Source organism: Pseudomonas sp. MDT1-17, assembly GCF_054898105.1.
Genome location: NZ_JBUBVM010000001.1, coordinates 4,216,661 through 4,233,412, shown reverse-complemented (window position 1 = coordinate 4,233,412; position 16,752 = coordinate 4,216,661). Strand labels below are relative to the sequence as shown.

At 58.1% G+C, this 16,752-nt stretch carries 21 protein-coding genes; 16 read left to right on the top strand and 5 right to left on the bottom strand.

What is annotated here, in order from left to right:
* Nucleotides 1–82: 82 nt before the first annotated feature.
* Nucleotides 83–325 (top strand): DUF1652 domain-containing protein, encoded by a 243-nt coding sequence (locus tag ACYZTX_RS19550; protein WP_462035471.1) that lies wholly within the window; start codon nt 83–85, stop codon nt 323–325.
* On the opposite strand, the gene ACYZTX_RS19545 is transcribed toward ACYZTX_RS19550, so the two are convergent.
* Nucleotides 322–1,206, bottom strand: coding sequence for a LysR family transcriptional regulator (locus tag ACYZTX_RS19545; protein ID WP_462035470.1), 885 nt, complete (start codon nt 1,204–1,206; stop codon nt 322–324). The genes ACYZTX_RS19550 and ACYZTX_RS19545 overlap by 4 nt on opposite strands.
* Nucleotides 1,207–1,333: 127 nt before the next feature.
* Here ACYZTX_RS19545 and ACYZTX_RS19540 point away from each other — a divergent pair, with 127 nt between their 5' ends.
* The 8 genes from ACYZTX_RS19540 (at nt 1,334) to ACYZTX_RS19505 (ending at nt 8,815) form a co-directional block, all read left to right on the top strand.
* The gene (locus ACYZTX_RS19540) at nt 1,334–2,482 is read left to right on the top strand and encodes a muconate cycloisomerase family protein (RefSeq protein ID WP_462035469.1); all 1,149 of its coding nucleotides are present in this window, start codon (nt 1,334–1,336) and stop codon (nt 2,480–2,482) included.
* 10 nt (nt 2,483–2,492) lie between these two features.
* The gene (catC, locus tag ACYZTX_RS19535; RefSeq protein ID WP_462035468.1) at nt 2,493–2,783 is read left to right on the top strand and encodes a muconolactone Delta-isomerase; all 291 of its coding nucleotides are present in this window, start codon (nt 2,493–2,495) and stop codon (nt 2,781–2,783) included.
* Nucleotides 2,784–2,838: 55 nt separating this feature from the next.
* Complete coding sequence (gene catA / locus ACYZTX_RS19530) at nt 2,839–3,768, top strand: catechol 1,2-dioxygenase (RefSeq protein WP_462035467.1); 930 nt, start codon at nt 2,839–2,841, stop codon at nt 3,766–3,768.
* Between the two features lie 206 nt (nt 3,769–3,974).
* Nucleotides 3,975–4,934: an AraC family transcriptional regulator gene (locus tag ACYZTX_RS19525; protein ID WP_462035466.1), complete on the top strand. Its 960-nt coding sequence runs from the start codon at nt 3,975–3,977 to the stop codon at nt 4,932–4,934.
* Nucleotides 4,935–5,143: 209 nt separating this feature from the next.
* Nucleotides 5,144–6,505, top strand: coding sequence for a benzoate 1,2-dioxygenase large subunit (gene benA, locus ACYZTX_RS19520; RefSeq protein WP_462035465.1), 1,362 nt, complete (start codon nt 5,144–5,146; stop codon nt 6,503–6,505).
* The gene (gene benB / locus ACYZTX_RS19515) at nt 6,505–6,993 is read left to right on the top strand and encodes a benzoate 1,2-dioxygenase small subunit (protein WP_462035464.1); all 489 of its coding nucleotides are present in this window, start codon (nt 6,505–6,507) and stop codon (nt 6,991–6,993) included. The genes benA and benB overlap by 1 nt, the downstream gene beginning before the upstream one ends.
* Before the next feature lie 10 nt (nt 6,994–7,003).
* On the top strand, nt 7,004–8,017 hold the full coding sequence (benC, locus tag ACYZTX_RS19510) for a benzoate 1,2-dioxygenase electron transfer component BenC (protein ID WP_462035463.1): 1,014 nt from the start codon (nt 7,004–7,006) through the stop codon (nt 8,015–8,017).
* Nucleotides 8,018–8,041: 24 nt separating this feature from the next.
* Nucleotides 8,042–8,815 carry a 1,6-dihydroxycyclohexa-2,4-diene-1-carboxylate dehydrogenase gene (locus ACYZTX_RS19505; protein ID WP_462035462.1) on the top strand — a complete coding sequence of 258 codons (774 nt, stop codon included), beginning with the start codon at nt 8,042–8,044 and terminating at the stop codon, nt 8,813–8,815.
* Nucleotides 8,816–8,820: 5 nt separating this feature from the next.
* Here ACYZTX_RS19505 and ACYZTX_RS19500 read toward each other — a convergent pair whose 3' ends face one another.
* Complete coding sequence (locus tag ACYZTX_RS19500) at nt 8,821–9,183, bottom strand: NUDIX hydrolase (RefSeq protein ID WP_462035461.1); 363 nt, start codon at nt 9,181–9,183, stop codon at nt 8,821–8,823.
* Between the two features lie 211 nt (nt 9,184–9,394).
* Between ACYZTX_RS19500 and ACYZTX_RS19495 the strand changes: the two genes are divergently transcribed.
* Nucleotides 9,395–9,595 carry an SPOR domain-containing protein gene (locus ACYZTX_RS19495; protein ID WP_282377869.1) on the top strand — a complete coding sequence of 67 codons (201 nt, stop codon included), beginning with the start codon at nt 9,395–9,397 and terminating at the stop codon, nt 9,593–9,595.
* Between the two features lie 56 nt (nt 9,596–9,651).
* Here ACYZTX_RS19495 and ACYZTX_RS19490 read toward each other — a convergent pair whose 3' ends face one another.
* Nucleotides 9,652–9,891 (bottom strand): hypothetical protein, encoded by a 240-nt coding sequence (locus tag ACYZTX_RS19490; protein ID WP_462035460.1) that lies wholly within the window; start codon nt 9,889–9,891, stop codon nt 9,652–9,654.
* Between the two features lie 170 nt (nt 9,892–10,061).
* Between ACYZTX_RS19490 and ACYZTX_RS19485 the strand changes: the two genes are divergently transcribed.
* Together ACYZTX_RS19485 and ACYZTX_RS19480 are read left to right on the top strand one after the other, a co-directional pair.
* Nucleotides 10,062–10,280: a hypothetical protein gene (locus ACYZTX_RS19485; RefSeq protein ID WP_462035459.1), complete on the top strand. Its 219-nt coding sequence runs from the start codon at nt 10,062–10,064 to the stop codon at nt 10,278–10,280.
* A 69-nt stretch (nt 10,281–10,349) separates the two neighbouring features.
* Nucleotides 10,350–10,685, top strand: a complete 336-nt coding sequence (locus tag ACYZTX_RS19480) for a hypothetical protein (protein ID WP_462035458.1) — start codon at nt 10,350–10,352, stop codon at nt 10,683–10,685.
* 3 nt (nt 10,686–10,688) lie between these two features.
* On the opposite strand, the gene ACYZTX_RS19475 is transcribed toward ACYZTX_RS19480, so the two are convergent.
* Nucleotides 10,689–11,258 (bottom strand): RrF2 family transcriptional regulator, encoded by a 570-nt coding sequence (locus ACYZTX_RS19475; RefSeq protein WP_462035457.1) that lies wholly within the window; start codon nt 11,256–11,258, stop codon nt 10,689–10,691.
* A 285-nt stretch (nt 11,259–11,543) separates the two neighbouring features.
* Between ACYZTX_RS19475 and ACYZTX_RS19470 the strand changes: the two genes are divergently transcribed.
* The 4 genes from ACYZTX_RS19470 (at nt 11,544) to ACYZTX_RS19455 (ending at nt 16,146) form a co-directional block, all read left to right on the top strand.
* Nucleotides 11,544–12,746, top strand: a complete 1,203-nt coding sequence (locus tag ACYZTX_RS19470) for an NAD(P)/FAD-dependent oxidoreductase (RefSeq protein WP_462035456.1) — start codon at nt 11,544–11,546, stop codon at nt 12,744–12,746.
* A gap of 159 nt (nt 12,747–12,905) precedes the next feature.
* Entirely contained in the window at nt 12,906–14,195 is a 1,290-nt protein-coding gene (locus tag ACYZTX_RS19465; RefSeq protein WP_462035455.1) for an NAD(P)/FAD-dependent oxidoreductase, read from the top strand.
* A gap of 25 nt (nt 14,196–14,220) precedes the next feature.
* Nucleotides 14,221–14,775 carry a helix-turn-helix domain-containing protein gene (locus tag ACYZTX_RS19460; protein ID WP_462035454.1) on the top strand — a complete coding sequence of 185 codons (555 nt, stop codon included), beginning with the start codon at nt 14,221–14,223 and terminating at the stop codon, nt 14,773–14,775.
* Nucleotides 14,776–14,799: 24 nt separating this feature from the next.
* Nucleotides 14,800–16,146 (top strand): glutamine synthetase family protein, encoded by a 1,347-nt coding sequence (locus ACYZTX_RS19455; protein WP_462035453.1) that lies wholly within the window; start codon nt 14,800–14,802, stop codon nt 16,144–16,146.
* Between the two features lie 217 nt (nt 16,147–16,363).
* Here ACYZTX_RS19455 and ACYZTX_RS19450 read toward each other — a convergent pair whose 3' ends face one another.
* A complete protein-coding gene (locus tag ACYZTX_RS19450) occupies nt 16,364–16,627 on the bottom strand; it encodes a hypothetical protein (RefSeq protein WP_462037075.1) in 264 nt (87 codons plus the stop codon).
* Nucleotides 16,628–16,752: the final 125 nt, after the last annotated feature.

Genomic DNA, 16,752 nt, shown 5'->3' with positions numbered 1-16,752 from the left:
TGAGCATTGGCGGGGCAGGATGGGAAATGTGCATCTATGCTGAGCAAGTTGGATCCGATTAACTGCCACGGAGGCGCCAGTCATGGTTTCAGTTCCAGAGCTTTGCCGCATTGTGGAGTCCGGTTTTCAACCGCGGTCCTGTGCTTGCACGGTGAACCCCGACGGAACGTTACGGATCAAGGTCTACGAACCCGCCACCGGGCGAACTGATCTGCTGATCACCGGAGTATCGCCAGCAAAGCTGACCACCGTTCGCGCTATCTCCAATCTGATTGGTGAGTTGCGCATTGAAATGCGTGCCGGTCGTCGGGCGTTTGCCGGCTAGTCCCGCGGTTGCAGTTCATCAATCATCTGCAAGCAATGATTCAACCCTGGCGATACGTCGCCCACGCGCCGGCTGAGAATAATCGGCGAGGTCGCGTTGTCTTCCAGCAGCGGCGTGAAACCAATGTCGTCGCGGTGCAGCAATTGCACTGAGGCCGGCACCAAGGTCACCCCGATGCCTGCCCCCACCAGCCCGATGGCTGTTTGCAGCTCGTTGGTCCATTGCGCCACATGAATGCTCACGCCATAGGATTCGAACAACGCGATCACATGGTCGGCGTAGCTGGGACGCGGGTTGCCGGGGTACAGCACAAAAGGTTCTTTCGCCAGGTCGCGAAGGCTGATCGGCCCGGCCAGTAATGGGTGGCCGGCGGGCAGGGCGGCGACCAGCCGATCTTCGGTCAACACCGTCTGAATGATGGCCGGGTCGTCAATGCGGATTCGACCGAAACCGATATCGATGCGCCCGGCCTTGAGCGCCTGAACTTGCTGCAACGTGGTCATTTCCGAGAGCCCCAGTTCAAGTTCCAGGGGCTCGCCGCTGCGCAAACGGCGAATCAGTTCCGGTAGCACGCCGTAAAGCGTCGACGGTGCGAAACCGATGCCCAGCCAGGTCTTTTCACCCAGACCGATCCGTCGCGTGTTGTCGCACACCTTGCTCAGTTGCTCGAGCAGCGCGGTGGAGTGTTCATGGAAAAACCGACCGGCGTCGGTCAGCTTCAGCGGCCGCCCGCGTTCCAGCAACAACACCCCGAGTTCATCCTCCAGTTGCTGCATCTGCCGGCTCAGGGGCGGTTGGGCGATGTGCAGCAGTTCGGCGGCACGGGTGAAGTTGAGGGTTTGAGCCAACACCTGAAAATAACGCAGGTGACGCAGTTCCATGGAACCTCCAGACACAAGTCGTTTGCATACCTTAAAGGTATCAAGTCAGACCAATTCTATATTGGCTTCCGGAAAAAAGCCGTACCAGAATCGGTTCCAGAACTCCAAGAACCTGACGGGTATCGACATGCTTGCAACAGCCATTGAATCGATCGAGACGATCATCGTCGATCTGCCGACCATCCGCCCGCACAAACTGGCGATGCACACCATGCAGAACCAGACGCTGGTGATCATTCGTGTGCGCTGCGCCGACGGCATCGAGGGCATTGGTGAGTCCACTACCATCGGCGGCCTGGCTTATGGCAACGAAAGCCCTGACAGCATCAAGACCAACATCGACCGACACTTCGCGCCGCTGCTGCTGGGCCAGGACTGCACCAACGTGAATGCCGCGATGTTGCGCCTGGAGCGCAGCATCCGTGGCAACACCTTCGCTAAATCAGGTATCGAAACCGCCTTGCTCGACGCTCAGGGTAAACGCCTTGGGCTGCCGGTCAGCGAGCTGCTGGGCGGCCGCGTTCGCGACGCCTTGCCGGTGGCGTGGACCCTGGCCAGCGGCGACACCGACAAGGACATCGCCGAAGCGGAAAAAATGCTCGACCTGCGCCGTCATCGGATCTTTAAACTGAAAATCGGTGCCGGTGAGGTCAACCGCGACCTGGCCCATGTCATCGCGATCAAAAAAGCGCTGGGCGATCGCGCCAGCGTGCGGGTCGATGTCAATCAGGCCTGGGACGAAGCGGTCGCGCTGCGCGCCTGCCGGATCCTGGGAACCAACGGCATCGACCTGATCGAACAGCCGATCTCGCGCAATAATCGCGCCGGCATGGTGCGCCTGAATGCGATGAGCCCGGCGCCGATCATGGCCGATGAATCCATCGAATGCGTGGAAGATGCCTTCAACCTGGCGCGGGAGGGCGCAGCGTCGGTGTTCGCCCTGAAAATCGCCAAGAACGGTGGCCCGCGCGCCGTGCTGAGAACCGCTGCCATCGCCGAAGCCGCCGGTATCGGCCTGTATGGCGGCACTATGCTCGAAGGCGGCATCGGCACCTTGGCCTCGGCCCATGCCTTTATCACGCTGAATAAACTGGCCTGGGATACCGAGCTGTTCGGCCCGTTGCTGCTGACTGAAGACATTCTCAGCGAGCCCTTGGTCTATAGCGATTTTGAGCTGCACGTTCCGAAAACACCGGGCCTGGGTTTGAGCCTGGATGAAGAGCGCTTGGCGTATTTCCGTCGCGACAAGTCATCCACTGTCGTTCATCAAGTCTGAGGAGTGCATCATGCTATTCCACGTAAAAATGACCGTGAATCTGCCGGTCGACATGAATCCGGAAACGGCCACAAAGCTTAAGACCGACGAGAAAGCCCTGGCCCAGCGCCTGCAAGAGCAGGGCAAGTGGCGTCACCTGTGGCGCATCGCCGGGCACTATGCCAATTACAGCATTTTCGACGTCGACAGCGTTCAGGAATTGCACGACCTGCTCATGCAACTGCCGCTGTTTCCGTACATGGCGATCGAGGTCGACGCGATGTGCCGGCATCCTTCTTCCATCCGCGAGGATGACCGCTGAACCCCGCCTGTTCAGTTCGCTACGCTAATAATTACAAGATGAGGAACCCCCCAAAATGAACGTCAAGATTTCCCACACTGCCAGTGTCCCGAAGTTTCTCGAAGAGGCCAGCGGCCTGCATAACGAGGCCGGCGATGCGCGGACCAAGGCACTGATCTACCGCATCCTGCGTGATTCGGTGAACATCATCGAAGACCTGGCCGTGACCCCGGAAGAGTTCTGGAAAGCCGTCAACTACCTCAACGTGCTGGGTGCGCGTCAAGAGGCCGGGTTGGTGGTGGCCGGGCTCGGCCTGGAACATTACCTCGACTTGCTGATGGACGCCGAAGACGAGCAGGCCGGCAAGGCTGGCGGCACGCCACGGACGATTGAAGGCCCGCTGTATGTGGCGGGTGCACCGTTGTCGGAGGGTGAGGCGCGACTGGATGACGGTGTCGATCCAGGTGTGGTGCTGTTCATGCAGGGCCAGGTCAAGAACACCGCCGGCGAACCTTTGGCCGGCGCGGTGGTGGATGTCTGGCACGCCAACACCGGCGGAACTTACTCCTACTTTGATAGCACCCAGTCGGAATTCAACCTGCGTCGTCGTATCGTCACCGATGCCGAAGGTCGCTATCGCTTTCGCAGTATCGTGCCGTCGGGCTACGGCTGCCCGCCGGACGGCCCGACCCAGCAATTGCTGGATCAACTGGGCCGTCATGGCCAGCGGCCGGCGCACGTTCACTTCTTTATTTCCGCGCCGGATCATCGTCACCTGACCACCCAGATCAACCTCGACGGCGATCAATACCTGCACGACGATTTCGCTTATGCCACACGGGATGAGCTGATCGCGAAAATCACGTTCAGCGACGATCAACAGCGTGCCGCGGCCCATGGTGTGAGCGGTCGTTTTGCCGAAATCGACTTCGATTTCACCTTGCAGACCTCCGCGCAACCCGACGAGCAGCAGCGCCACGAACGAGTCCGCGCGCTCGAGGACTGATATTCTCGAAAAGTGGAGCCGGGCCACGAGATAACCTGTGGGAGCGAGCCTGCTCGCGAAAGGGCCATCAGCTTCAATATTAACGTTGACTGACACTGCGCTTTCGCGAGCAGGCTCGCTCCCACATGTCACTCCACTGACACACCCTTGCAAGCACTGCCTCGGAATGCCCAGACGCAACCTATAACAACAACGAGAGTGACCCGATGATGCAAACGCAATTATTGAGTCAGCGCAGCACCGTATTCGACCACGCCGATCCTTACGCGGTGTCGGGCTACGTCAATCAGCATGTCGGTAACCATTGCATTCTGATGCCCCGGGCCGGGCGACCGCTGGCCAGCCTCAATCACCGCAAGTTTGCCAGCCTCGACCTGTGCCGCATCAGCTATGGCGGCAGCGTACGGGTTACCTCCGGTGCGCTGGAAAGCATCTATCACCTGCAAGTGCTGCTGCGCGGCCACTGCCTGTGGCGCGGCCACGGCCAGGAACACTACTTCGCGCCCGGCGAGTTGCTGCTGATCAATCCCGACGATCCGGTGGACCTGACCTACTCCGACGATTGCGAAAAATTCATCCTCAAAGTCCCCACGCCGTTGCTGGAGTCCGTGTGCGATGAGCAGCGCTGGCGGTATCCGGGGCAGGGCGTGCGGTTTCTGGAGAACCGTTATCAGCTCGATGAGCTGGAAGGCTTTGTCGGTCTGTTGGCGATGATGTGCCAGGAAGCCGAGGCCACCGAGCAGATTCCCAAGGTGCAGGAGCACTACGCACAGATCATCGTCAGCAAGATGCTCAGCCTGATGAAGACCAATGTCAGCCGTATCAGTCTCGGCTCACAAGCGGCTACGTTCGAGGTGATTGCCGACTACATCGCGGGCCACCTCAAACAGGACATCGACAGCGAAGAACTGGCACGCCAGGCGCGGATGAGTCTGCGCTCACTGTACGGATTGTTTGAACGCAATGCCGGCACCACGCCGAAAAGCTACATCCGGCAAAAACGTCTTGAACGCGTCAACGCCTGCCTGAGCGACCCGACCTGCAACGTGCGCAACGTTACGGAAGTCGCCATGGATTACGGCTTCCTGCACTTGGGCCGGTTCTCCGACAGCTACCGCAAACAGTTTGGCGAACTACCGTCCGACACCCTCAAACGCCGCCACTGAAACTCGCACCCCGTAGGAGCTGGCGAAGCCTGCGATCTTTTGACTTTGCTTTTTAAAGGCAAGATCAAAAGATCGCAGGCTTCGCCGGCTCCTACGGGGTTTTTGCGTTCTGCACAAAACGGATACAGGTCTGCACCCAGCGGATAGTCCGCCACATCCCCCCGTCCTAGCATGGCCCTGCCTGAATAAAAACAATGGAGGCGGCGGCCATGACCCTGCGACCCGAATACCTTCACTCCCTGCTCGAAGATGACAAAGAGCAGGGCATCTATCGCTGCAAGCGCGAGATGTTCACCGACCCGCGGCTGTTCGATCTCGAGATGCAGCACATCTTCGAAGGCAACTGGCTGTACCTGGCCCACGAAAGCCAGATCCCCAACAAAAACGACTTCTACACCACCACCATGGGGCGCCAGTCGATCTTCATTGCGCGCAACAAGGACGGTGAGCTGAATGCGTTCCTCAACGCCTGCAGCCATCGTGGCGCGACGCTGTGCCGGCACAAGTCCGGCAACAAGAGTTCGTACACCTGCCCATTCCACGGCTGGACCTTCAACAACTCCGGCAAGCTGCTCAAGGTCAAGGATCCGGCCGAAGCGGGCTACCCGGCGAGCTTCAACTGCGAAGGCTCCCACGACCTGACCAAAGTCGCGCGGTTCGAATCCTATCGCGGCTTCCTGTTTGGCAGCCTGAAGGCTGATGTTGTGCCGTTGGTTGAACACCTGGGCGAGTCGGCAAAGATTATCGACATGATCGTCGACCAGTCCGCTGATGGCCTGGAAGTGCTGCGCGGCTCGTCCAGCTACATCTACGAAGGCAACTGGAAGCTCACTGCCGAAAACGGCGCCGACGGCTATCACGTCAGCTCCGTGCACTGGAACTACGCCGCCACCCAGAATCAGCGCAAGCAGCGCGAGGCCGGCGATTGCAATCCGACCATGAGTGCCGGCAGTTGGGCCAAGCAGGGCGGCGGTTTCTATTCCTTCGACAAGGGCCACATGCTGCTCTGGACCCGCTGGTCCAACCCCGAGGATCGTCCGCTGTACGAGCGTCGCGATGAATTGGCTCAGGATTTCGGCAAGGCTCGCGCCGACTGGATGATCGAGAACTCGCGCAACCTGTGCCTGTATCCGAACGTGTACCTGATGGACCAGTTCAGTTCGCAGATCCGTATCGCCCGGCCGATCTCGGTCGACCGCACGGAAATCACCATTTACTGCATCGCCCCAAAAGGCGAAAGCGACCACGCCCGTTCGAGCCGGATTCGTCAGTACGAGGATTTCTTCAATGTCAGCGGCATGGCCACCCCGGATGATCTGGAAGAGTTTCGTTCCTGCCAGACCAGTTATCAGGGCAGCGTGACCGCCTGGAATGACATGTCCCGTGGCGCCGAACACTGGATCGAAGGCGCCGATGAGGCGGCCAAAGAAATCGACCTGCATCCGTTGCTCAGTGGCGTGCGCACTGAAGACGAAGGCCTGTTCGTACTGCAACACAAGTATTGGCAGCAGACCATGCTCAAGGCCTTGGCCGCCGAGCAGTCCGAACTGATTCCTGTGGAGGCCGTGTAATGACCATCACTTATGACACCGTGCGCGATTTTCTCTTCCGCGAAGCGCGCTACCTCGATGACCGGCAATGGGACGAATGGCTGGAGTTGTACGCCCCTGACGCGACGTTCTGGATGCCGTCCTGGGACGACAACGACGAGCTGACCGAAGACCCGCAGCGGGAAATCTCGCTGATCTGGTACGGCAACCGCACCGGTCTGGAAGACCGCATCTTCCGCATCAAGACCGAACGCTCCAGTGCAAGCATTCCGGACACCCGCACCTCGCACAACATCAGCAACATCGAGCTGCTCGAACAGGCCGACGGACTGTGCAAGGTGCGCTTCAACTGGCACACCCTGAGCTTTCGCTACAAGACCGTCGACAGCTATTTCGGCAGCAGTTTCTACACCCTCGATGTGCGCGGTGAAAACACGCAGATCTTGGCCAAGAAAGTGATCCTGAAGAACGACTATGTTCGTCAGGTCATCGATGTCTACCACCTCTGAGGCGGCCGTCATGACTCATTCCATTGCATTCAATTTCGAAGACGGCGTCACCCGATTCATCGACGCCAACGCTGGCGAAACCGTGGCCGATGCCGCGTACCGCCAGGGCATCAACATTCCGCTGGATTGCCGTGACGGCGCTTGCGGTACCTGCAAATGCTTCGCCGAGGCCGGCCGTTATGATTTGGGCGAGGAGTACATCGAAGACGCCCTCAGCCCGGAAGAAGCCGAGCAAGGTTTCGTTCTGACCTGCCAGATGCGCGCCCAGAGTGATTGCGTGATTCGCGTGCCGACGTCCTCGCAGGTTTGCCGTACCCGTCAGGCCAGCTATGACGCCACCATCAGCGCCGTGCGCCAGCTGTCCGACAGCACCATTGCGCTGTCGATCAAGGGCGAGGCGCTGAGCAAACTGGCGTTCCTGCCGGGGCAATACGTGAACCTCGGGATACCCGGCAGCGAGCAGACCCGCGCTTATTCGTTCAGCTCGTTGCAGCGCGACGGCGAGGTCAGTTTTCTGATTCGCAACGTGCCCGGCGGCTTGATGAGCAGCTTCCTCACCGGTATGGCCAAGGCCGGCGACAGCATGAGCCTGGCCGGGCCGTTGGGCAGTTTCTATCTGCGCGATATCCGTCGTCCGTTGCTGCTGCTGGCCGGTGGTACGGGGCTGGCACCGTTCACGGCGATGCTGGAAAAAATCGTCGAGCAGGGCAGTGAGCATCCGCTGCATTTGATCTACGGCGTGACCAACGATTTCGATCTGGTGGAACTCGATCGCCTCGAAGCTTTTGCCGCACGAATCCCGAACTTCAGCTTCAGTGCGTGCGTGGCCAACCCGGACAGTCAGCACCCGCTCAAGGGCTACGTGACTCAACACATCGAGCCGCAGCATTTGAACGAAGGCGATGTCGATGTCTACCTGTGCGGTCCGCCGCCGATGGTCGAAGCGGTCAGCCAGTTCATCCGTGAAAAAGGCATTGCGCCGACAAACTTTTACTACGAGAAATTTGCCGCCAGCGCGGCCTGAACCGTGCTGTTGTGGGAGAGAGACATGAACAGATTTCATGAAAAAGTCGCGCTGATTACCGGCGCCGCCCAAGGCATCGGTCGGCGTGTTGCTGAACGCATGGCGGCGGAAGGTGCGCGGTTGATTCTGGTCGACCGCTCCGAGCTGGTGTTCGACGTACAAAAGCAATTGGGGCAGGGCAGCCAGGTGCTGGCGCTGACCGCTGATCTTGAGCAATACCGTGAATGCCGCCGCGTCATGCAAACCGCCGTCGAGCGTTTCGGGCGTCTGGATGTGCTGATCAACAACGTCGGCGGGACGATCTGGGCCAAGCCTTTTGAGCATTACGAAGCGCAGCAGATCGAGGCTGAAGTTCGCCGTTCGCTGTTCCCGACACTGTGGTGCTGTCATGCCGCGCTGCCGTTCATGCTTGAACAGGGGAGCGGCGCCATCGTCAACGTTTCGTCCATTGCCACGCGCAGTGTCAATCGCGTGCCGTACGGTGCGGCGAAGGGTGGGGTCAACGCGCTGACCGCTTGCCTGGCCTTTGAAACCGCCGGTCGTGGGGTTCGGGTCAATGCCACCGCGCCCGGTGGCACCGAAGCGCCGCCGCGAGCCATTCCGCGCAATAGCGCCGAACAGAGCGCGCAAGAGAAGGTCTGGTATCAGCAGATTGTCGACCAGACGCTCGACAGCAGTCTGATGAAACGCTACGGCACGCTGGATGAACAGGCGAGCGCTATTCTGTTTCTGGCCAGCGACGAAGCGTCGTATATCACCGGCATGATCATGCCCGTCGGTGGCGGCGATCAGGGCTGATCAGCTTACAGGCGACGCTGAAACGCTTTGATGATTCTGAGCGTGGCGTCGCTTGCGTTCAGGTTGTGTACCGCGTCCAGCGGATACCAGATGCAATCGAAAATTTCGTTTTGCGGGCGGGCCTCCTCCGGGTTCCCCACTGAAGCTTCGTAAACATGGTGTCGGGTGCTGCCCGTTTGCAACTCCATCAGATACAGCAACCCGTCGACCCCAAGCCCTGTCTCTTCCTCAAGCTCTCGCGTGGCGGCCTCAGCAATGGTTTCACCGCGCTCAACCTTTCCGCCGGGCAACGTCCAGCGACACCTTGGCTTGCGCACCAGGAGAATGTGCCGGTCCTGCTCGCAAATGACGGTTGCGCGTACTTTCATGTGTTACCTGATCATCGCGTGTCATAAAACGGTCATAAAAATGCGATATTTGAGCCGAGCCGTCTGTCTTAAAGGTTGGAGGGTTCGTCGAGGTTGAAAGTGCAACCGGTGGCCCAAATCCTGGCGCGACGTCTGGTCGGCACTTCAATGAATGTCGGGTGTAAGGTATTGAGGTGAATCCAGGATCATCACTGCCAAAATGGAGGTGACTATGAGCGTTCCGATGCTGACCAAAATGCACATGAACGGTTATGACGTACTCAGCGTGAACAACGGCCCGTGGCGGGTGTGCACCAAAGGTGACCGGCTTGGAGCCTTTGGCAGCAGAGAGGAAGCACTGGCCTTTGCGGCCTCTCTTCCCGGCTACAAGGCCAGGTCAAGTCGGCCTGCACGCAGCCAGAAGTCAGATTGATAGTGTTGCAGCCCCGGTTCGCCGGGGCTTTTCTTTGGTTCGTGGCCGCGCTCCTGCTAATGATCTTTCGTTCGCGTGATCATCTTGGCTTTCACTTCCTCGGCATAACCCTTCAGTCGTGCTTCATCTCCCTGAAACAAATCGCACAGCTTTTGGGCTGCTTGCGCATCCACATCATTGCCGGCCAGGCGTAGCTGCTCGGCGATGCGCAAAAGCTCTACCGCTGACCATCTCAAATCCGACGCAACGCCTTGCAGGTCACGCCGAAGTTCGTTTTCAGATTCGTTGAGCCACATGATGATCTCCTGAGAATCTCTGCTAAGAAATTTTAGTCCTATTTCCCAAGTCAGGGCGTTTTGTTCGTCTGGGCCGTTGGCGTAGCCTTCTGTCGGGAAAATGAACGGGAACGAGCAGATCCGATGTCGTAGTGAGGTAGTGAATTTTCGCTAGGGCGAGGCAACCTCAAATGACGACCACCGATGACTTTCGATTTCACGCTCATGAGCTGATCGTTGACATGGACGCGGCTACCACGGAAATGATGAAACTGATTTCCGCACATCAGCTGAGCGGCCCGGAGTGGGAGCGGGTCATTCAATGGCAGCATGAAGCGTACGAAAGATGGATGACTTATCTCAACGAGAGGTCATACCCGGATCCTGGCGAAAACAATGCCCCTCGCTGAGTGCTGTTCAGCGGATGGATGTCTGGGCAGCGACGCGCTACATTCCTCTTTTCGGAAAAAGGAAGCGTCATGCGCATGTTGATTGGGGGAGTAGGGCTGGCGATGCTGGCGGGCTGTTCGTTGCCTGCTTCTTTGGTGCCAGGTGAGCCAAATGTCAGCAAGTACAGCAACAAGGCGCCTAAAGACTACGCCGCGTGCGTTCTGCCGGCGTGGCAGCAGGAGATACCCAATGCAACCCAGTCGGCGATTTCCAACGGCTACAGGATCACGGCACCGAGCATCATCACGGCCGACGAGATCGTGGATATCGTGAAATCGAAGGATGGCAGTCACGTATCGCTTTATCAGGGGCCGCCGTGGGCGAAATCAGGGGCGCTGCGCAAGGCAGTGCGTGATTGCCTGTAAGGTTTAGTCGGTGATATCGGTCACCTGGATGATCGGGTCGTCGCTGGGCTGAGTGCTCGGACTGATTTTCTTTTCCCGACGTTCGTTCATCCAGTTGTCCACTTGAGCATTGAATTGCGCCGGCGCTTTTCGTCCGACCTTCCTTGCGAGATCAAGAATGGTCTGCTGGGCGAGAGCGTCTTCCATGCGTTTCTGCGCGGTCATCATGGCGGCATGAACTGCGCAGGGACCTGCCAGCGCCCACGCCGGCGCGGAACCTTCGAACAAAGCGCAACGCCCCCGAATCTCCCGGCAATCGAAGATGAGCTTCTGGCCGTCGATGGCATTGACGATATCCAGAATGCTGATTTCGTCAGAAGGCCGGGCCAGCTTGAACCCGCCGCGCACGCCTTCAGTGGCGACCACCAGTTTTGCCTTGGCCAGTTTGGTAAAGATTTTTGCCAGATAGTCCGGAGGTACGCCTTGCAGCTCAGCAAGGTCGCGCACGCTCGCCTCACGGGTGTCGCCGCCATTTCCCACCAAAAAAATCAGGCAATGAATGCCGTACTCAACGCCTGCGCTGTAAAGAGACATGTAGATCTCCGACTAAAGTAGTCGTAAATGTTAGCAGCGGAGACTGACCTAAGCAACGGATCAGATCCCGTGTCTAGTCTTTCCTATCTCTATAGTTATTCGTCAGCCTGTTGGTTTTCTGCCTTTACATGGACAAATCGAAGTTTTCGATAGTAACCATCAGTAAATTCGTATTGTGCCGATTAACTAGGATCAATAGAGTCGTAGTTATTCGCTCGGCAGCCGCTACCGAAGAGCGTGACCTTTTAACGAACTCATCCTTGGTCTTCTCCCCCGGAGTTAAAAATGAAACAGCACATCTTGGTTATCGGCGCAGGTTTCGGTGGCATGTGGACGGCTTTGAGCGCCACGCGCCTGTTCGACATTCATGGTCACAACGACGTTGAAGTGACTGTTCTGGCCCCTCAGGCCGAGTTGCGTGTGCGTCCGCGTTTCTACGAGCCGAATGCGCACCAACTGGCCGCGCCGATTGGCGAACTGTTTGATGCGGTCGGTGTGAAGTTCATCAAGGGCGCCGCAGAGACCATCGACGTTGCGCAAAAGCGCGTCGGCTACGTCGATGCATCGGGCAACCAGCACGTGTGCAGCTACGACAAACTCGTTCTGGCGACCGGCAGCCGCCTGGCATTGCCGAACACCCCAGGTGTGGCCGAACACGCCTTCGACGTCGACCAGATCGAACAGGCCGTACGCCTGGAAAATCACCTCAAATCCCTGGTCAACCTGCCAGAAAGCACAGCCCGCAACACGGTAGTAGTGGCCGGTGGTGGCTTCACCGGGATTGAAACGGCGACTGAAATGCCTGCGCGTCTGCGTGCCATCCTGGGTGATCGCACTGACATCGAAGTGATTATTGTTGATCGTGGCGAGAAAGTTGGCGGGTCCATGGGTGCCGAGATCGCCAAGTCGATCGCTGAAGCCAGTATTGAAACCGGCGTGAAATGGCGCTTGAAGTCTTCGGTGGTTGCAGTCGACGAAAACGGCGTGGCCTTGGCCGATGGTCAGCGCATTGATGCAAAAACCGTGGTCTGGACCACCGGTGTGCGCGCCAGCTCACTGACCGAGCAGATTCCGGCCGAACGCGATCACCTGGGCCGTCTGCACGTCGACGCGCACCTGAAAGTCATTGGCCAGGAAGACATCTTTGCCACCGGAGACGTCGCCTACGCCGCCAGCGATGACATTGGCAACTTCGCACTGATGACCTGCCAGCACGCTATCTCGCTGGGTCGTCATGCCGGCAACAACGTTGCCGCACAGATCCTGGGCGTGGAACCGACTCCGTATAGCCAGCCTAAATACGTGACCTGTCTGGATCTGGGTGCCTGGGGAGCGGTCTACTCCGAAGGTTGGGACCGCCAGGTGAAGTTGATCAAGGAGGAAGCCAAGGCGCTGAAAACCCAGATCAACACGATGTGGATCTACCCACCCGCAGCTGACCGTGTCACCGCGCTGGCTTCAGCGGATCCGATGATTCCTGTCGCCTGATACGTCGGTAGCGTCACTGTAATAACGCTGTCTGCTTAGAAAAAATCCCGCCCGGGTTCTCTTGGGCGGGATTTTTTTTGCGTCTTGAACGGTTGCGGTCGTGAAATTTAACCTGTACTTTTTCATGAAAATAAAAGTACAAAATTTCACGAGGCCTGCATGTTTCAGCAATCTACCCAGCACGTCGCCAGCTATTACGCCCACACCTGCGCAGATCGTTTGTTGGATCGAAGCCCTTTGCAGGGCGAGCAGGACACCGAGGTGTTGATCATCGGGGCCGGCTTCAGTGGATTGCATACAGCGTTGCGTCTGGCCCTGTCCGGCAAACGCGTGACCTTGCTGGAAGCCAGTCGCGTGGCCTGGGCAGCCTCGGGCCGCAATGGTGGTCAGGCCATTCTCGGTTGGTCGTGTGACATGCCGCCGTTGGAGGCGGCGCTGGGTTATGAGCGCGCGCGGCAGTTATGGGACAGCATGCGCTGGGCTGCACGGGAGTTGCGAGCGTTGCCCGCACGTCATGATTTCGATTGTGACTATAGGCCCGGTCACCTCTGGACATCGGTGATGCCGCGACGGGTGAGTCTGCTGACAGAATGGCAACACGAGGCCAGCCACAAGTGGGGCCACGATGGTTTGCAGTTCATTGCGCGCGAGGCATTGCCGGAATGGGTCGCCAGTGAACGCTACCAGGCGGGCCTGTTTGATCCTGAAGGCGGGCATTTGAATCCACTGAAACTGGCGCTCGGGTTGGCCGCCGCGATTGAACGTGCCGGTGGATGCATTCATGAACACAGCAAGGCGCTGAGTTATCGCGAAGAAGGCGATCGTTACGTGGTCACCACTGAGCACGGGCGCATTCAGGCGGACGTGTTGGTGCTGGCGTGCAACGCCTATCTGGATCGGCTTGATCCGAAACTGTCGAGTTGCGTGTTGCCTGTCGGCACCTATCAGGTGGCCACCGCACCACTTTCAGAGGAACAGGCAAGCGCGTTACTACCGAGCAATGTGTGCGTCACCGACAATCAGTTTGTCCTCGATTATTTCCGTCGTACGCCGGACAACCGCCTGCTGTTCGGCGGTGGCTGCACCTATCTGGGTGGCATGCCGAAGGACATCGCGGCCGCGACGCGGCCTTTTCTGGAGCGCGTATTTCCCCAGCTCAAGGGCGTCGAGCTGGATTTTGCCTGGGGAGGGCATATCGACCTCACCCTCAAGCGCACGCCTGACATCGGTCGACGTGGCGATCTCTATTGGCTGCAGGGTTACTCCGGGCACGGCGTGCTGCCGACATTGGCCGGGGCCCGCGCGGTGTCCGACGCGATACTTGGCCAGCCGGATGAGCTGGCGTTGTACCAGGGTTTGATCAACGGCAGTTTCCCCGGTGGAAAGTATTTGGCAGCACCGCTGGAAGCCATCGGCAAGGCCTGGTATCGGCTGCGCGACAGCCTTTGAAGCATCAATTTCTGGAAGCCTTTAGATGGACATGCAAGAAGAAATCTCGGCGCTGGCGATCCTGATCCAGGACCTGCGCAAACACAAAAAATACACGCTGAAAGAGCTGGCGGACAAAATCGGTCGTTCGGTGGGCTTTCTCTCGCAAGTCGAGCGGGGGCTGTCACGTCCCACCGTGGCGGACTTGACCGCCATCAGCGAAACCCTTGGCGTGCCGACCACTTATTTCTACAGCTTGCCCAAACCCATGGCATTGCCTTGGGTAACCCGACCGGATGAGCGACGCACGCTGTATTACGCCGACGGGATTACCGACATCCTCGTTTCTCCAAAGATGAGGGCGTCCTTTTCAATGCTTGAAAGCCAACTGGAGCCCGGCGCCAGCAGTGGTGATCGGCACATGAATGACAGCTCGGAGCAGGGTGGCTATGTCCTCGAGGGGGAGCTGACGCTGTGGCTGGATGATGATCGACCGGTGACATTACGTGCCGGCGACAGTTTTCAGCTGGCCAGTCACACGCATTGTCGCTACGGCAACCTCACGGACCAGCTCACCCGAGTGCTTTGGGTTTACACCTGATAAAAACAACAAGGAACACTAACGATGGATGCTGTCTGCTCTGATCTGGTTGCTGAGGTTCGCGCGTTTCGTCAGCGCTTTCCGCAGGTGCGTTACGTTGACCTGATTTCCCTGGATATTCCCGGGCATTTTTACGGTAAGCGCTACCCGATAGAAATGCTCGAGAAGGTCGCCGCTGGCAGCGTGCTCAAGCTGCCGCAAAACTGTGTGTTGCTGGGCACGCAGGGCGGTCTGTTCAAAATCGGCGACTACTGTTTTAACGACGGTGATCCGGATGCTCCCCGCCGACTGGTGCCCGGTACGCTCAAGCCAGTGAGTTGGGAAAACCAACCGCTGGGGCAGATGCTGATTACCTCAAGCGGTACTGAAAAGCCTATCGTCTTCGAGCCGCGCGAAGTGTTGGCGCAGGTGCTCGAGCGTCTCGGCCGAAAAGGGATTTTTCCCGTGGTCGCGTTCGAGCTGGAGTTCTATCTGTTCGATCGCCAGCTGCGTGACGGCTTGCCACAGTTCCCTCGCGATCAGCTGACGGACGATGCCGATGATCAGCCGAATATGCACATCGAACGGCTGTCGAGATTTTCACCGGTACTCGATGAAATGGTCGAGACCGCGCGGGCGCAAGGCATCGATACCACGGTGATCACTGCGGAGCTGGGCCCGGGTCAATTCGAGATCAATTTTGGTCACCTTGACGACGGTCTGCGTGCGGCCGACTGGGCGGCCCTGTTTTGCCGCAGTACACGGGGGGTGGCGCTCAAACACAACCACCGCGCCAGCTTCATGGCTAAACCCTACTTGCAGCACCCCGGTAGCGGCATGCATGTGCATGTGAGCCTTTACGACGGGGCGGGAAACAACCTGTTGGCGGCTGACAATCAGCAGGCGCTGCGCCATGCGGTGGCCGGTTGCCTTGAAGTATTGCCGCATTGCATGCCGATCTTTGCACCGAATCACAACGCAATGCGCCGCTTGAGCGGCACGGTGAACGTCGCGACGCGCGCCAGTTGGGGCTTTGAAGATCGTGACGCTTGCCTGCGGGTGCCTGAGTCGGACGCTAAAAATCTGCGCATCGAACATCGCCTGGCGGGCGCGGATGCCAATCCATATCTCGTGTTGGCGGCGATTTTGGTAGGGCTGGAGCAAGGACTTGAAAGGGGTCGTGAACCCATTGCATCCCTCAACGAAGATCGTGGCAGCGGCATCGACTTCCCGCTGGAGATGCTGGAGGCCGTGCGTTCGATGCAAAACAATGCGCAGTTGCGCGAGGGTTTGGGGGCGGAATTTGTGGATGTCTACTGCGAAAACAAGCGCCAGGACCATTTGGCATTCCTGCAGGACATCAGCGCGCGGGAGTATCGCTGGTACCTCTAAATCAGTACTTGTCGACGCTCACCCATAAAAATTGTGTGGATATTTAATGGGTTAGAGTTTTTAGTAACTAGATAGTGAATCAAGATATCTTGTTGCAGGCAGAAATATTAAGTAATATTCGCCCCGCGTTCACCACCACGGTTTATGCATTTTGAGTCCCAGGCGTCCATCAGCTGCCTGGGATTTTTTTTGCCTGAAATTCGGCACTTGCTCAATGTCAGTGGACCGCTGAGGACCTCGGAACAGGTACGCGCTCATACCTGGAAACCTCTTTGATCCAGAAACGCCGATAAGTTGTTTTATCCGGGGCCAACGGCTTGTGACTGGACCATACATGCTCGGCTTTTAAGCTGGCGCGATACACCTCCCACTCCTTCTCCTCGGCGACTTCCTTAGCCTTGCGTTCATCATCGAACCAGCCCAGTACATACACTTCGCCCTGATCGATGCCGTGCTCGATCAGTAGATAAATATCGTTCATCAGCTTTAACCCGCTGCTACTCATTCCAGGATCCCCAGACGATGGGGCATTGTCCTGACTATCGGCAAGCATTTCCGATTGTTGAGCTTTATCGATGAATGGCAAAAGCAGCGAAGCCTTTCTGC

Coding starts and splice junctions, on each gene's coding strand:
- ACYZTX_RS19550 (WP_462035471.1), top strand. CDS start 83: ATGGTTTCAGTTCCAGAGCTTTGCCGCATTGTGGAGTCCGGTTTTCAA.
- ACYZTX_RS19545 (WP_462035470.1), bottom strand. CDS start 1,206: ATGGAACTGCGTCACCTGCGTTATTTTCAGGTGTTGGCTCAAACCCTC.
- ACYZTX_RS19540 (WP_462035469.1), top strand. CDS start 1,334: ATGCTTGCAACAGCCATTGAATCGATCGAGACGATCATCGTCGATCTG.
- catC (WP_462035468.1), top strand. CDS start 2,493: ATGCTATTCCACGTAAAAATGACCGTGAATCTGCCGGTCGACATGAAT.
- catA (WP_462035467.1), top strand. CDS start 2,839: ATGAACGTCAAGATTTCCCACACTGCCAGTGTCCCGAAGTTTCTCGAA.
- ACYZTX_RS19525 (WP_462035466.1), top strand. CDS start 3,975: ATGATGCAAACGCAATTATTGAGTCAGCGCAGCACCGTATTCGACCAC.
- benA (WP_462035465.1), top strand. CDS start 5,144: ATGACCCTGCGACCCGAATACCTTCACTCCCTGCTCGAAGATGACAAA.
- benB (WP_462035464.1), top strand. CDS start 6,505: ATGACCATCACTTATGACACCGTGCGCGATTTTCTCTTCCGCGAAGCG.
- benC (WP_462035463.1), top strand. CDS start 7,004: ATGACTCATTCCATTGCATTCAATTTCGAAGACGGCGTCACCCGATTC.
- ACYZTX_RS19505 (WP_462035462.1), top strand. CDS start 8,042: ATGAACAGATTTCATGAAAAAGTCGCGCTGATTACCGGCGCCGCCCAA.
- ACYZTX_RS19500 (WP_462035461.1), bottom strand. CDS start 9,183: ATGAAAGTACGCGCAACCGTCATTTGCGAGCAGGACCGGCACATTCTC.
- ACYZTX_RS19495 (WP_282377869.1), top strand. CDS start 9,395: ATGAGCGTTCCGATGCTGACCAAAATGCACATGAACGGTTATGACGTA.
- ACYZTX_RS19490 (WP_462035460.1), bottom strand. CDS start 9,891: ATGTGGCTCAACGAATCTGAAAACGAACTTCGGCGTGACCTGCAAGGC.
- ACYZTX_RS19485 (WP_462035459.1), top strand. CDS start 10,062: ATGACGACCACCGATGACTTTCGATTTCACGCTCATGAGCTGATCGTT.
- ACYZTX_RS19480 (WP_462035458.1), top strand. CDS start 10,350: ATGCGCATGTTGATTGGGGGAGTAGGGCTGGCGATGCTGGCGGGCTGT.
- ACYZTX_RS19475 (WP_462035457.1), bottom strand. CDS start 11,258: ATGTCTCTTTACAGCGCAGGCGTTGAGTACGGCATTCATTGCCTGATT.
- ACYZTX_RS19470 (WP_462035456.1), top strand. CDS start 11,544: ATGAAACAGCACATCTTGGTTATCGGCGCAGGTTTCGGTGGCATGTGG.
- ACYZTX_RS19465 (WP_462035455.1), top strand. CDS start 12,906: ATGTTTCAGCAATCTACCCAGCACGTCGCCAGCTATTACGCCCACACC.
- ACYZTX_RS19460 (WP_462035454.1), top strand. CDS start 14,221: ATGGACATGCAAGAAGAAATCTCGGCGCTGGCGATCCTGATCCAGGAC.
- ACYZTX_RS19455 (WP_462035453.1), top strand. CDS start 14,800: ATGGATGCTGTCTGCTCTGATCTGGTTGCTGAGGTTCGCGCGTTTCGT.
- ACYZTX_RS19450 (WP_462037075.1), bottom strand. CDS start 16,627: ATGAACGATATTTATCTACTGATCGAGCACGGCATCGATCAGGGCGAA.